The following is a 13786-nucleotide window of genomic DNA, read 5'->3' as shown; positions in this document are numbered from 1 at the left end:
GAAGGGGACGTGTCGGGGGGTGTCCGCCCGCAGCTGGTTGGCGCGTCAACGGACAGTCAGTCGGCGTGAGACCCCATCGCGCCGTTCCGAGGACGGACACCCCCCGACACGGCCCCGACCCACCACCACCGCGCAGGCGCAGACGACGCACACCCCAGACCACCCGAACAGCCCCACCCGAACGCAAAGAAAATGAGATGGCCCCGCCCGGATCCCGGGCGGGGCCGCATCACACCAGCTTCAGCGTCAGCGCCGAGCCACACCTTCGGCCCGAGCCGCAGCCGCCACCGCGGCCGTGACCGCCGGAGCGACCCGCTCGTCGAACGGCGACGGAATGACGTAGTCGGCGGCGAGATCGTCCCCGACCACAGCGGCCAGCGCCTCCGCGGCGGCCAGCTTCATGCCCTCGGTGATCCGGGAGGCCCGCACCTGCAGCGCCCCCGCGAAGATCCCCGGAAACGCCAGCACGTTGTTGATCTGGTTCGGGAAGTCCGACCGCCCGGTCGCGACGACGGCCGCGTACTTGTGCGCGACCTCGGGGTGCACCTCAGGATTCGGGTTCGCCATGGCGAAAACGAACGCGCCCTTGGCCATGGTCGCCACCGCGGACTCCGGCACCGTCCCACCGGACACGCCGATGAACACGTCGGCCCCGTCCAGCGCGGCCTCCAGCGACCCGGTGATCCCGGCCTTGTTCGTGAACCCGGCAAGATCCTGCTTCACCGGCGTGAGGTCGTCCCGGTCCGCCGACACGACACCCTTGCGGTCGGCCACCGCGACATCCCCGATCCCGGCCTCGACCAGCATCTTCGCGATGGCGACACCGGCCGCGCCGGCGCCGGAGATGACGGCCCGCAGCTCCCCCAGCGCCCGCCCGCTCAGCCGCGCGGCGTTCCGCAGGGCGGCCAGCGTCACCACGGCCGTCCCGTGCTGGTCGTCGTGGAAGACCGGAATGTCCAGCCGCTCCTGCAGCTTCCGCTCGACCTCGAAGCACCGCGGTGCCGAAATGTCCTCCAGGTTGACCCCGCCGAACGACGGCGCGAGCCGCACCACGGTCTCGACGATCTCGTCGACGTCCGTGCAGTTCAGGGCGATCGGAACCGCGTCCACGCCACCGAACTGCTTGAACAGGATCGCCTTGCCCTCCATCACCGGGAGGGAGGCCTCGGGCCCGATGTCACCGAGCCCCAGCACGGCCGTACCGTCCGTCACGACGGCCACGACCGATGACTTCCACGTGTAGTCGTGCACGAGCTCCGGCTGCTCCGCGATCGCGCTGCACACCTTCGCGACGCCGGGCGTGTACGCCAGGGACAGGTCGTCCTTGTCACGGACCGGCACGGTGGCCTGCACAGCCATCTTGCCGCCGCGGTGCAACGCGAATGCCGGGTCGAAGGAGTCGAGGGGCTCCGCACTGCCCTCGTGATCCGTATCGCCGGTCTTGCTTTCGCTGCGAGGATTGACGATCTCCGCTGCCACTTCTTTTTACCCCTTAAATCTTCAATGGTTTGAGGGTGGCCACTCCTGGTGAGGGGTGGGCGGGCACCGCGTAGGCCCATGCCGTGCTGTGTACGTGTATACGTACGGGCGCGTACGCGACGGGCGCGCCGCACACGCGCCCTGAGCCCCGGATGAGGGGTGTAAAGACCCTTCTTACCGGACGGACGGCATCGACGACGAGTCCATAACGCGAAGGTCACATGACGGCGCCTTGACTCTTCGTCCAAAATCGGGACAAGACCTGGACAAACGAGCTACAACCACTCAACCATCAACGAAGGCCACGACCCCCGTATCGAAATCCCGGGATTTACCGCAGATCTTCCGGCCGGAAGGGTTGATTCCCATAGAAGGTCCGGCCGTGATGTACCGGAGTGGTGCGGTTCGGGGGTCGCCCGTTATCCGATTTTGACATGGCTGGCCCCCAGAATGCCGCAGTCCGAATGGCAAGATGCCGTAATCACACGAGGTCGCGACACTCGAAGAGGTGTGCTCTCGTCGACCCACGGCACTGCCGAACCCTTCGGCGTGCCACGGCCGCTCCGAACCCATCGGCTGCGGCCCGCCCCATCGGCAACTCCACCCATCCGCCGGAGGAACCCACCATGACCGCAAGCTCCACCCGTCGTACGACCGCCGCGCACTCCCGGCTAGCAGCGGTCGGTGCGATCGCGGTCGCAGGCGCGCTGATGCTCACCGGATGCGGTGACCAGACCAAGGACACCGGCTCGAGCGACACCGCGGCCTCGGCCCCGCTCGCCGACAAGCTGCCGCAGGCCATCCGCGACAAGGGTGTCATCAAGGTCGGTTCGGACATCGCTTATGCCCCGGTCGAGTTCAAGGACAGCTCGGGCAAGACGGTCGGTATCGACCCGGACCTCGCCGCTGCCATGGGCAAGCAGCTCGGGGTCGACTTCCAGTTCGAGAACGGCACCTTCGACACGCTGATCACGGGTCTGCGCTCCAAGCGGTACGACATCGCCATGTCCGCGATGACCGACACCAAGGACCGCCAGGAGGGCATCGACTCCGACACCGGCAAGAAGGTCGGCGAGGGCGTCGACTTCGTGGACTACTTCACCGCCGGTGTCTCGATCTACACCAAGCAGGGCGACGACCAGGGCATCAAGACCTGGTCCGACCTGTGCGGCAAGAAGATCGTGCTGCAGCGCGGCACGGTCTCGGAGGACCTCGCCAAGGCCGAGTCGAAGAAGTGCCCGGCCGGCAAGAAGATCGCCATCGAGCCCTTCGACAACGACCAGCAGGCCCAGACCCGCCTGCGCGCGGGCGGCGCCGACGCCGGCTCGTCCGACTTCCCGGTCGCCGCCTACGCGGTGAAGACCTCCGGTGGCGGCAAGGACTTCGAGCTGGTCGGCGAGCAGGTCGAGGCCGCCCCGTACGGCATCGCGGTCGCCAAGAACCAGACGCAGCTGCGTGACGCTCTCAAGGCCGCGCTGGACGCCGTCATCAAGAACGGCGAGTACGACAAGATCATGAAGAAGTGGGGCGTCACGGACGGCTCCGTGCAGGAAGCCACCATCAACGGCGGCAAGTGACCGCGCCCTAGCGGCACTGAAAGGCAACACCCGTGACTGTTGACATCGACAAGACGCCGGCTGACACGCCCCCGGCCGGACCGGAGGCCATCAAGGCCATCCCGGTCCGGCACTACGGGCGGTACGTGTCCGCCGTCGTCGCCATCGCCCTGCTGGTCGGGGTCGTCTACGCGTTCTCCCAGGGCAAGATCAACTGGGACGCGATCCCGGACTACTTCTTCGACGACCGCATCCTGAACGGCGTCGGCAAGACGCTGCTGCTGACCGTCCTGTCCATGGCGATCGGCATCATCGGCGGCGTCCTGCTCGCCGTGATGCGGCTGTCGAAGAACCCGGTGACCTCGTCGATCGCGTGGTTCTACATCTGGTTCTTCCGCGGCACCCCGGTCCTGGTCCAGCTGATCGTCTGGTTCAACCTGGGCCTGGTCTTCGAGTACATCAACCTCGGGCCGTTCTACAAGGACGAGTGGTCGGACTTCATGACCCCGTTCCTGACGGCGCTGCTGGGCCTCGGCCTGAACGAGGCCGCGTACATGGCGGAGATCTGCCGGGCCGGCCTGCTCTCGGTCGACGAGGGCCAGACCGAGGCGTCGCACGCGCTGGGCATGAGCCACGCCAAGACGCTGCGCCGGATCGTCATCCCGCAGGCGATGCGTGTGATCGTGCCGCCGACGGGTAACGAGGTCATCAACATGCTGAAGACGACCTCGCTGGTCTCGGTCGTCCAGTATCCCGAGTTGCTCCGCGCTGCCCAGGACATCGGCCAGACCTCCGGTGCGCCGGCCGAGATGCTGTTCCTGGCGGCTGCCTGGTACCTGCTGCTGACCTCGGTGTTCAGCATCGGCCAGTACTACCTGGAGCGGTACTACGCGCGTGGCTCCAGCCGTTCGCTCCCGAACACGCCGTTCCAGAAGATCAAGGCGAACCTGCTGTCCCTGTCCAACCGCTCGGCGTCGACGGGAGGCACCGCATGACCGCCATGGTCAAGGCCGAGGGCGTCCACAAGTCCTTCGGCCCCGTAGAGGTCCTCAAGGGAATCGACCTGGAGGTGAAGTCCGGCGAGGTGTTCTGCCTCATCGGCCCCTCCGGCTCCGGCAAGTCGACCTTCCTCAGGTGCATCAACCACCTGGAGAAGATCAACGCCGGCCGCCTGTACGTCGACGGCGAGCTGGTCGGCTACCGGCAGAAGGGCGACAAGCTCTACGAGCTGAAGGACAGCGAGGTCGCCGTCAAGCGCCGGGACATCGGCATGGTCTTCCAGCGCTTCAACCTGTTCCCGCACATGACGGCCGTGGAGAACGTCATGGAGGCGCCGGTCCAGGTCAAGGGCGTGAGCAGGAGCGAGGCCCGCACGCGCGCCCTGGAGCTGCTGGACCGGGTCGGCCTGGCCGACAAGGCGGGCACCTACCCCTCCCAGCTCTCCGGCGGCCAGCAGCAGCGCGTCGCCATCGCCCGGGCCCTGGCCATGGACCCGAAGCTGATGCTGTTCGACGAGCCAACCTCGGCGCTCGACCCGGAGCTGGTGGGTGACGTCCTGGACGTCATGCGCGACCTGGCCGAGTCCGGCATGACGATGATCGTCGTCACCCACGAGATGGGCTTCGCCCGCGAGGTGGGCGACAGCCTGGTCTTCATGGACGGCGGTGTGGTGGTCGAATCCGGTCACCCGCGCGAGGTGCTGACGAACCCGCAGCACGAGCGGACGAAGTCGTTCCTGTCCAAGGTGCTCTGACGGCACGCACGGCGAGGGGGCGGTACGGGATCTCCGTACCGCCCCCGTCGTGTGTACTGCTTCAGGGCCGGCGGCAGGGTGTCCGAGAGCGGGCACCACACCGGCCTGGCCTCGCCGAATCCCTACTCCCGCAGCACGCTCGCGTGCCACGCCGCCGACGGCACGCGCCGTCCGCGTGTTCGCCGTAGATCTCGTAGCGCCGGGCCGTGGGCTGCGCGAGGACCGGGACCTTCGCGGCGAACTGCCACCACTCGGCCCGGCCGAGGGTGCCGTTCCGCTTGGCCTGATCCATGCGGGCGTGCCGCTGTTCCCGCTCCGCCGCGTTGATCCGGGGCGTCGACTCGTCGATCATGTGGTCCGCGTCCATGAAGAGACCGCCGCCGCGGACGAGTCCCGCGACCCGGCCGTAGAGGTCCGCGAGGGGCTCCCGGTGCAGCCAGTGCAGGGCCGTCGCGGTCAGGACAGCGTCGTACGCGTCGTGCGGCGGCTTCACCGGAACCGCTCCTCGCGGTCGGGCAGGTACCACTCCTGCTGCCGGTTCCGGCTCTCCTGCCGGGCGTGCCGGTCGGCGGTGGCCGTCGTGATGTCGGCGTCCGTCATCGGGCCCCTCCCTCGTAATACCCTGGAAGCATCATCAGCTGTTACAAGTGCGCGCTCACGACACCCCAGCCCCTCCGTAAGGACTACAAGTGGAACTGGCCTATTACTCGGACTACGCCGTGCGCCTCGTCAACACCGACGAACCGGCCCGGGGCAAGGACGCCCTGACGTCGGTCGAGGCCGTCCGCGATCTGTTCGGGCCCAGCCAGTCGGCGGCCCGCCGCGCCACCGACGCGGACGTGACCCGCTTCCGCTCGGTCCGGGCCCGGCTGCGCGCGGTCTTCGAGGCGGCCGACTCGGGCGACGAGAGGCTCGCCGTCGACCTGCTGAATTCGCTGCTGCTGGAGTTCCCGGTCAGCCCGCAGATCTCCGGGCACGACTTCCGTGACGACGACGGCAGCCCCCTGTGGCACATGCACCTGGCGGACCATCCGTCGAACGCCACCGCGGGCTACGCGGCGATCGCGGCGATGGGCCTGGCGTTCCACCTGACCGAGTACGGCGTGGACCGGCTCGGCCTGTGCGAGGCGCCGCCCTGCCGCAACGCCTACCTCGACACCTCCACCAACCGCTCCCGGCGCTACTGCTCCGACCGCTGCGCGACCCGCGCCAACGTGGCGGCCTACCGGGCCCGCAAACGCCTGGCGGCCGACCGGTCGGAGAAGACCGGCCTGGCGGCCGACAGCACCCAGCCCAGCAGCGCCCAGGGCGACCGCCGGCCGGGCCTGCGCGGCCGGTAGCGGAACCGGACCCGCCCCAGCACCAGGTCGTCGGGCACGACGCCGTAGTCGGTGCTGTCGCCGCCGGCGTACGCGTTGTCCCCGAGCACCCACCAGCCGCTCTCGCGCCGCTGGGCGACCCGCTTGACCACCAGCAGGTCCTGCTGGAACGGGTGCCGCAGCACGACGACGTCCCCAGGCCTGACCCGGGCCCCGTAGTGCACCAGGAGCCGGTCCCCGTGGTACAGCGTGGGCACCATGGACGGCCCGGTCACCTCGGCGACCCCGAAGGGCGGGGCGGGCCTCCCCCGCTCGGACTCCTGCGACAGCTCCGGCATCACCCGGCACCTCCCCGGTTCTTCGTCCACCAGTCTCAGTCTCACCCCGGACTTTTGTCCTAAGCCCATGGGGGCACCCGCCAAAAGCCGTCCCTCACGGAGTAATGTCCCCTGTGAGAAGACGATCACGAGGAAGGAATGCTCCATGCTTTCCCGCCTGTTTGCCCCCAAGGTCAAGGTCAGTGCGCACTGCGACCTTCCCTGCGGTGTGTACGACCCCGCCCAGGCCCGCATCGAGGCGGAGTCGGTGAAGGCCGTGCAGGACAAGATGGCCGCCAACGACGACCCGCACTTCCAGGCACGCGCCACCGTCATCAAGGAGCAGCGTGCCGAGCTCGCCAAGCACCACGTCTCGGTGCTCTGGAGCGACTACTTCAAGCCCCCGCACTTCGAGAAGTACCCGGAGCTGCACCAGCTGGTCAACGACACCCTGAAGGCCCTCTCGGCCGCCAAGGGCTCGACGGACCCGGCCACCGGCCAGAAGGCGCTGGACTACATCGCCCAGATCGACAAGATCTTCTGGGAGACCAAGAAGGCTTGAGTCTTCCTCTAGGTCGCCTGACCTTCGATTTCCGCTGGTCAGGCCGTCTACCGGTGCAAGAGAAGACGGTGGGCCCCGTATCCGTTACCGGGTACGGGGCCCACCGTCGTCACCTGCCGGGCAGAGCCGCGTCGCTACTCCCCCGGCCCTCCGGTTCCCTTTTTGGCGTTGTGGCTTCGCCAGATACCGATCAGCACCACGATGAGCCGGCCACTAGTGGAACTGAGGGACGATCAGATAGATCCCGTACGCCACCACGGCCGTGCAGGCGAGGAAGCACAGGGTGGCCTGCGTGAGGCCGAGGGCGAAAGTGCCGCCCCGCTGTGCGCGCGTGCCCTCCAGCCGGGCGAGGCCGAGGACGCCGAGGGCGAAGACGACGACCACGGCGACGGTGGCGCCGACGCTCACCGCGGCGACCTGGCCGAGTGCGGTCCAGTCCAGATGCATGTCCGACTTCCCGTCGCTCAGGCGGCCGTGCCGACCGTGGCCGGCGGCTCGGTGTGGATGGTGACTTCCTGTGCGTCGTTGACGTTGTGCGCGTGCACCGGGTTGCGGCGTGAGATGACCACGATGCCCGCGGCGAGGGCCGCGCCGACCAGCGCGACGACCGCCGTACCGGCGTCCCCGCCGTGCTGCACGACCGCGGCGGCCAGACCCCCGACCAGTGCGGCGGCGGGCAGGGTGACCATCCAGGCGACCGCCATCCGGCCCGCGACGCCCCAGCGGACCTCCGCGAGTCGGCGGCCGAGACCCGCACCGAGGATGCTGCCCGAGGCCACCTGGGTGGTGGACAGGGCGAATCCGAGGTGGGCGGAGGTCAGGATGACGGTCGTGGAGGCGGTCTCGGCGGCGAAGCCCTGCGGCGACTGGATCTCGGTGAGGCCCTTGCCCATGGTGCGGATGATCCGCCAGCCGCCGAGGTAGGTGCCGAGGCCGATGGCGAGGCCCGCGGAGACGATGACCCACAGGGGCGGCCCTGCGTCGTGGCTGAGCGCGCCGGCCGAGATCAGGGTGAGGGTGATGACGCCCATGGTCTTCTGCGCGTCGTTCGTGCCGTGGGCGAGGGAGACCAGCGAGGCGGAGGCGATCTGGCCGATGCGGAAGCCCTTGGTGACGGAGTCCTTGCGGGCCCGGTCGGTGAGCCGGTAGGCGAGGTAGGTGGCGAGCAGCGCGGCGACACCGGCCACGACCGGGGAGGCGACCGCCGGCACCAGCACCTTCTCGACGACCTTGTCGAAGTTGACGCCGTGGCTGCCCGCCCCGACCCACACGGCCCCGATCAGCCCGCCGAACAGGGCGTGCGAGGAGCTCGAAGGGAGACCGACCAGCCAGGTCAGCAGATTCCACAGGATCGCGCCGACCAGCCCCGCGAAGATCATGCCCGGGGAGACGAGGGTGTCGTCCACGATGCCGCCCGAGACGGTCTTGGCGACCTCCGTGGACAGGAAGGCACCGACGACGTTGAGGACACCGCTGATCAGGACCGCCGTACGGGGAGCGAGCGCGCCGGTGGCGATGGACGTGGCCATCGCGTTCGCCGTGTCGTGGAATCCGTTGGTGAAGTCGAAGGCGAGTGCCGTGACGATGACGACCGCCACGAGGAACGTGATGTGGTCCATTCCTGAATGCAAACAAGCGCAGGCCAATGGACGGGGAACGGTGCGGCAAAGGCCGGTCAAGGTTCACGCGGGTGGCGGCGACGCGTGCCCTCTACGATCGCGCCCATGAGGATCAGCTGGACATACGCCTTCATCGACCGCCCGCGTGAGGCCTTCGGCGCCGCCTGCGACTTCTGGACGGCGGTCACGGACACCCGCCTGTCCGAACCGCGCGGGGAACACGACGAGTTCGTCACCCTGCTCCCCGACGGCGCCGACGCGTGCCTGAAGGTGCAGGCGGTCGGTCCGGGCCCGGGTGGTGCGCACATCGACTTCTGTGTGGACGACGTACCGGAGTTCGCCGCCGCCGCGGTACGGCTCGGCGCGAGTGTGGCGGCCGACCTCGGGTCGCTCGTCGTGCTGCGCTCGCCCGGCGGGCAGCTGTTCTGCGCGGACCCCTGGCGCGGGCAGGCCTCACGGCCGGGTGTGGTGCGGGGCAGCCGGCTCGACCAGGTGTGCCTGGACGTCCCGGCCTCGGCCTACGGCACGGAAGTCGCTTTCTGGAGCGCGCTGCTCGACGGCTGGGAGTCGCTGCCGGGCTCCCTCCCGGAGTTCCACGTGGTCAAGCCGCCGCCCGGCCTGCCGGTCCGTCTGCTGCTGCAACGCCTCGGCGAGGGGCGCCCGGCCGCCGCCCACCTCGACCTCGCCTGCGCGGACGTCGCGGCGACCCGGGCGCGGCACGAGGAACTCGGGGCCGTCTTCGTGGCCGGCTTCTCCGGCTGGACGGTGATGCGCGACCCGGCGGGCGGCACGTACTGCCTGACGACCCGGGACCCGGAGACGGGCGGGCTGCGCGGCTAGGGGGCTACGCCGCGACGATCCGTCAGGAGCCCCCGGTCCAGGTACCGTACGCGCAGTCGGCGGCCCCGGCTTCCTCAGGCGGCGACGGGCAAGGCGGCAGGTCCGGTGTCTCGTCGGGCTTCGTCTGCTCCCAGACGTACGGCCCCCGAGGCTCTGCCGCGCCCTGCATCCACAGCGTCAACCCGCCCGCGACGGCCACGACCAGCACCCACGCGATCACCACCCTGCGCCACACGGTGCGACGCCGCTCCCCCGGTGCGCCCATGTCCCACACGCTAGTGGCTAGTGGCTAGTGGCTAGTGGCTAGTGGCTAGTGGCTCAACCGTGCCGCCCGGGCCCGGAGATAGCGCTGTTCGGGCAGGCTGAGGGTCTGCGCGGCGGCCGACTCGTAGGCGGCCCGGGCGGCTTCGGGCTCGCCCGCGCGCTCCAGGAGATGGCCTCGTACGGCGTTCAGGCGGTGGCCCTTCAACTCGTCGGCCAGGGCGTCCACCTCGGTCAGGCCTGCGCGCGGGCCGTGGACCATGGCGACCGCGACCGCGCGGTTGAGGCGTTCGACCGGGCCGGGGACCAGGCCGACGAGGACGTCGTACAGGCCCAGGATCTCGGCCCAGTCGGTCGACTCCGGGGAGGATGCCTCGTCGTGCACGGCGGCGATGGCGGCCCGCAGCTGGAACGGCCCCGGGCGGCCCATGGACAGGGCCCGGGTGACCAGCTCGACGCCCTCCTCGATCGCGGCCCGGTCCCAGCGGCCGCGGTCCTGCTCGTCGAGGGGGATCAGCTCGCCGTGCGGACCGCTGCGCGCGTCACGCCGGGCGTCGGTGAGCAGCATCAGCGCGAGCAGACCGGCCACCTCGCAGTCACCGGGCAGCAGCCGGTGGACGGTCCGGGCCAGCCGCACGGCCTCGCCCGCGAGGTCGCGGCGCTGCAGCACGGCGCCGGAGGTGGCGGTGTAGCCCTCGTTGAAGATCAGGTAGAGGGTCTGCAGGACGGACGGCAGCCGCTGCTCCCAGCGGTCCGGGCGGCCGAAGCGCACGCCCCGCACCTTCTGCTTGGCCCGGCTGACGCGCTGCGCCATCGTCGCCTCCGGGACCAGATAGGCCCGGGCGATCTCCGCCGTGGTCAGACCTCCCACGGCACGCAGCGTGAGCGCGATCTGGGCGGGCGGCGACAGGTCCGGATGACAGCACAGGAACAGCAGCGAGAGTGTGTCGTCCTCGCGGGGCGCCCGCTCACCGGGCGGCGGCGCCGTGAAGGCGTCCCGGGGTGTGAGCGCGGCTGCCCGTTCCTCGCGCTGCCGCCGGGCCTGATCGCTGCGCAGGGCGTCGGTGAGCCGCCGCGAGGCGACCTTGATCAGCCAGCCGCGCGGATTGCCGGGCACACCCGCGGAGGGCCACTGCGCGGCAGCCGCGAGCAGCGCCTCCTGTACGGCGTCCTCGGCGGCGTCGAAGTGCCCGTACCGTCTGACCAGCGCACCGAGGACCTGCGGCGCGTTGCCGCGCAGCAGGTCCTCGATCTCGGGTGCGTTTCTCACCGGCGCGTCCCTCGGCGTCGGCCCGGCCCTCAGATGTCCCCGGAACCGTCCATGATCGGACGGATCACGACCGGGTAGTCGGGTGCGCCGGCCGGCTGGGGGCAGCGGGCGACACGGTCGGCGATCTCCGTGACCCGCTCCAGGCTCTCGCACTCCAGGACCCAGTAGCCGGCCAGCAGCTCCTTGGTCTCGCCGTACGGCCCGTCGGTGATCACGGCCTTGCCGTCGTCACCGAGGGTGACGTGCCGGCTCTGCGCCGGCTCGGCCAGGCCCTGTCCGTCGACGAGCTCGCCCGTCTCGGCCAGGTCGTTGTTGATGGCACCCATGTAGGCGAACATGGCCTGCAACTCCTCCGCGCTCCAGGCCGGGGAGTTCGCCGACGCCTTGCCGCGCATGGCTTCGTAGTCCGCCTGCGTGCCCTGCACCATGACCAGGTACTTCATCAGTCCGCTCCTTCGGCTCTCGCCACCCCGGTGGGCGGCTCTTCACAGGGGACGTCGGAGCCGGGCCGCGCATCTCGACACGGGCTCAGGAGTTTTTCGCGGCGCTTTCTCCGCGGGCCGGGTCAGGCTTGGGCGTGGCGGGCGGGGCGGCTTTCCCGGGGGCCGCGGAGGCTTGCCCGCGGCGAGTGCCTTCGACGGTGTGGCCGCTGTCGGCGTCTTCCGCGTCGCGGTCCCCGCACTCGGGGTTGCGGCACGGGCCCGCCACCCAGCGCGGGACCCAGGCGCCCAGCGTCTTGTGACGCCGGACGACCGTTTCCACTGACTGTCCGCAGCCGGGACAGACGGCTTCTTCGCTGCCCATCTCCTCAGAGTAGGCCGGTCGAGGGCTCAGCGCTTCCTGCTGTACACGCGCACCACAGCGCCGTTGCCGAACGTGCGCGCCGACTCCAAAGTGAACTCCGAGAGCGCGAACCCCGCGGCGAACATCGGCATGCCCGAGCCGTACACCAGGGGGTAGGTCTTGATGACGAGCTCGTCGATCTCGTCGAGCAGCTCACCGGCGACCTTCGAGCCGCCGCACAGGTAGATGCCGAAGTCTCCCTCCTCCGCCTTCAGTTCGCGGACCTTGCCGACCAGGTCGTCCGCGATGATCTCCACGTTCGGGTCGGGCGACTCCGTCAGGGTGCTGGAGGCGACGTACTCGCGCAGATGGGCGTAGGGGCTGGTGTTGCCTTCCTTCAAGGCCAGGTCGTAGCTGCCCCGCCCCTGGATGATGGTGTCGAACCGTCTGTTCGGCAGGTCGTCGAAGCCGAGGGCCCGGCGGCCGTGGGTGGGTACGGTCTCCGGATATTCCGCCTTGAGGAAGGCGAGGAACTCCTCGTCGACGAAACGGACCATCGCCGATCCGTCGCCGCCCGGGTCGCCGATGAAGCCGTCGAGGGAACAAGCGATGTAATACGTGAGCTTTCGCAAGCCGGTCTCTTTCCGTAGGCGCTGCCACTGTAACGACTTCAGTTGTAGTACTTCTCTCGTAGTGGTCGCAAGGGTTTTACGGCGCCCGGCGAAAGTGAGAGAAGGGGCTCCGCGTGATCGGCACCCCGGCACCCGGCCACGCTCGCCGACGCCGACGCCGACGCCGACGCCGCCGTCGTCGTCGTCGAGGTTGATCGCGCGCGTGGGGCGCGCGGGCTGACGTTCCGCGCGGCGGGCGGGGAGGCCGGAGTACCTGCGGCACCGCCTCCGACTACGTCACCGGACGCGCCGACCCGCGTGTGCCAGATCGGCACCCGCGTGCACGTACGGCTCGCGCCCGACCCCGGCAGGTCGCCGACCTGATGTCCCGGCCGAAGGAAAGGACCGCTCGCTGGTCACGGCCTTCAGGCACGACCTCATGGAGTCCATGGAGTTTTACCGCACGGCCGGGCTCCCCGGCTGTGAGGAGTCCGTCGCCCGTGCCCTATCCGGCCATGCTCGGGCTGCTCGCTGGAGCATCCGACCCAGCCGGGCGTGCTGGTGGGCGCCCTGTCCCGGGGTGGGCGTGCCGTACGGGCCGGTGGCGCGGATCGTGGCGACGATCCTGCCGGAGGAGGCCGGGCGGGACGGAACCCCCGAGGTCACTCCCGCTACAGGGCCCGGGCGGGTCGCTGCGGCCTGGGCTCGCGCCACATGGGCCACATCGACGGGCCGTCCGGCAGGTCGAGGACCGGGCCGGCGGGCTCGAAGCCGAGGCGCTCGTACAGTTTGCGGCTGCGGGCGTTGCTGGCCTCCAGGTAGGCGGGCAGCCCCTCACGGTCGCAGCGGTCGAGGACGGCCTCGACGAGCGCGGTGCCGAGGCCCTCGCCCTGGCGGCCGGGGGCCACACCGATCATCCACAGGTACTCGTGGGCCCGCCCGGTGGGATGGATGGCGGCCGTCAGCCGGCCGATCCTCTCAATGCGCTCGTTGTCCGGGTCGACGGCCTCCCGCACCTGGGCCGGTCCTTCGTCCTCGGCGTCATGGTCGTCGTGACCCTCGCCTGCGGGCACGGAGAGCCACAGCGCGCAGGCCGAGCCGTCCTCCGTGACGTCGATACGGCCGGCCGCGAGCACGATGTCGGTGAAGGCGGCCATGAGCCCGGGGTGCTTGGCACGGCGGTCCTCCGCGCCGGGGAACACCCAGCCGCTTACGGGGTCGTCCTGGAACGCCTCGTCCAGAAGCCGGACGATCAGCTCCCGGTCCCCTTCGCCCGCCGTCCGGATGGCCACACCCATGCCCCGCCCCTTCGCTCGTCCCGACGGGCGTTGATCGTAGGGGGGTTGGCCTTTGCGGAGGGGTGCGCGCAAGATCTTGGCGGGATTCGATCGAACATTTGCCCAAAGTCGACCGATG

General features: G+C 70.0%; 15 protein-coding genes and 1 pseudogene. 6 read left to right on the top strand and 10 right to left on the bottom strand.

The window, feature by feature from the left end:
- Positions 1-246: 246 nt before the first annotated feature.
- Complete coding sequence (locus CEB94_RS27290; RefSeq protein WP_175434708.1) at positions 247-1479, bottom strand: NAD(P)-dependent malic enzyme; 1233 nt, start codon at positions 1477-1479, stop codon at positions 247-249.
- Positions 1480-2105: 626 nt separating this feature from the next.
- Here CEB94_RS27290 and CEB94_RS27285 point away from each other — a divergent pair.
- The 3 genes from CEB94_RS27285 to CEB94_RS27275 are packed head-to-tail and all read left to right on the top strand — an operon-like array spanning position 2106 to position 4788.
- Positions 2106-3056, top strand: coding sequence for an ABC transporter substrate-binding protein (locus CEB94_RS27285; protein WP_175434707.1), 951 nt, complete (start codon positions 2106-2108; stop codon positions 3054-3056).
- 32 nt (positions 3057-3088) lie between these two features.
- Positions 3089-4030 carry an amino acid ABC transporter permease gene (locus tag CEB94_RS27280; RefSeq protein WP_175434706.1) on the top strand — a complete coding sequence of 314 codons (942 nt, stop codon included), beginning with the start codon at positions 3089-3091 and terminating at the stop codon, positions 4028-4030.
- A complete protein-coding gene (locus CEB94_RS27275) occupies positions 4027-4788 on the top strand; it encodes an amino acid ABC transporter ATP-binding protein (RefSeq protein WP_281292525.1) in 762 nt (253 codons plus the stop codon). Before CEB94_RS27280 ends, CEB94_RS27275 begins: the two co-directional genes overlap by 4 nt.
- Before the next feature lie 59 nt (positions 4789-4847).
- On the opposite strand, the pseudogene CEB94_RS27270 reads toward CEB94_RS27275, so the two are convergent.
- Positions 4848-5284: pseudogene (locus CEB94_RS27270) on the bottom strand (SAM-dependent methyltransferase); the annotation flags it as partial.
- 193 nt (positions 5285-5477) lie between these two features.
- On the opposite strand from CEB94_RS27270, the gene CEB94_RS27265 reads away from it, so the two are divergent.
- The gene (locus tag CEB94_RS27265) at positions 5478-6128 is read left to right on the top strand and encodes a CGNR zinc finger domain-containing protein (RefSeq protein ID WP_175434705.1); all 651 of its coding nucleotides are present in this window, start codon (positions 5478-5480) and stop codon (positions 6126-6128) included.
- Here CEB94_RS27265 and sodX read toward each other — a convergent pair.
- Complete coding sequence (gene sodX / locus CEB94_RS27260) at positions 6011-6445, bottom strand: nickel-type superoxide dismutase maturation protease (RefSeq protein WP_175434704.1); 435 nt, start codon at positions 6443-6445, stop codon at positions 6011-6013. The genes CEB94_RS27265 and sodX overlap by 118 nt on opposite strands.
- Positions 6446-6590: 145 nt before the next feature.
- Here sodX and sodN point away from each other — a divergent pair, with 145 nt between their 5' ends.
- Positions 6591-6986, top strand: coding sequence for a superoxide dismutase, Ni (sodN, locus tag CEB94_RS27255; protein WP_175434703.1), 396 nt, complete (start codon positions 6591-6593; stop codon positions 6984-6986).
- Positions 6987-7199: 213 nt separating this feature from the next.
- On the opposite strand, the gene CEB94_RS27250 is transcribed toward sodN, so the two are convergent.
- Complete coding sequence (locus CEB94_RS27250) at positions 7200-7433, bottom strand: hypothetical protein (protein ID WP_175434702.1); 234 nt, start codon at positions 7431-7433, stop codon at positions 7200-7202.
- A 17-nt stretch (positions 7434-7450) separates the two neighbouring features.
- Entirely contained in the window at positions 7451-8605 is a 1155-nt protein-coding gene (locus tag CEB94_RS27245) for an inorganic phosphate transporter (RefSeq protein WP_175434701.1), read from the bottom strand.
- A gap of 105 nt (positions 8606-8710) precedes the next feature.
- Here CEB94_RS27245 and CEB94_RS27240 point away from each other — a divergent pair, with 105 nt between their 5' ends.
- Positions 8711-9445 carry a VOC family protein gene (locus tag CEB94_RS27240; RefSeq protein WP_175434700.1) on the top strand — a complete coding sequence of 245 codons (735 nt, stop codon included), beginning with the start codon at positions 8711-8713 and terminating at the stop codon, positions 9443-9445.
- 22 nt (positions 9446-9467) lie between these two features.
- Here CEB94_RS27240 and CEB94_RS27235 read toward each other — a convergent pair whose 3' ends face one another.
- The 5 genes from CEB94_RS27235 to CEB94_RS27215 all read right to left on the bottom strand — a co-directional run bounded on the left by CEB94_RS27235 (position 9468) and on the right by CEB94_RS27215 (position 13668).
- Complete coding sequence (locus CEB94_RS27235) at positions 9468-9710, bottom strand: hypothetical protein (protein ID WP_246111930.1); 243 nt, start codon at positions 9708-9710, stop codon at positions 9468-9470.
- 45 nt (positions 9711-9755) lie between these two features.
- Positions 9756-10976, bottom strand: coding sequence for an RNA polymerase sigma factor (locus CEB94_RS27230; protein WP_175434699.1), 1221 nt, complete (start codon positions 10974-10976; stop codon positions 9756-9758).
- A 29-nt stretch (positions 10977-11005) separates the two neighbouring features.
- On the bottom strand, positions 11006-11419 hold the full coding sequence (locus tag CEB94_RS27225; RefSeq protein WP_175434698.1) for a YciI family protein: 414 nt from the start codon (positions 11417-11419) through the stop codon (positions 11006-11008).
- A 387-nt stretch (positions 11420-11806) separates the two neighbouring features.
- Positions 11807-12391, bottom strand: a complete 585-nt coding sequence (locus CEB94_RS27220; RefSeq protein ID WP_175434697.1) for a dihydrofolate reductase family protein — start codon at positions 12389-12391, stop codon at positions 11807-11809.
- Positions 12392-13041: 650 nt separating this feature from the next.
- Positions 13042-13668: a GNAT family N-acetyltransferase gene (locus CEB94_RS27215; protein WP_175434696.1), complete on the bottom strand. Its 627-nt coding sequence runs from the start codon at positions 13666-13668 to the stop codon at positions 13042-13044.
- Positions 13669-13786 lie beyond the last annotated feature (118 nt).

It is taken from the genome of Streptomyces hawaiiensis, from assembly GCF_004803895.1.
GTDB classification, from domain to species: Bacteria; Actinomycetota; Actinomycetes; order Streptomycetales; family Streptomycetaceae; genus Streptomyces; species Streptomyces hawaiiensis.
This window is presented reverse-complemented; position numbering and strand designations above follow the sequence as displayed.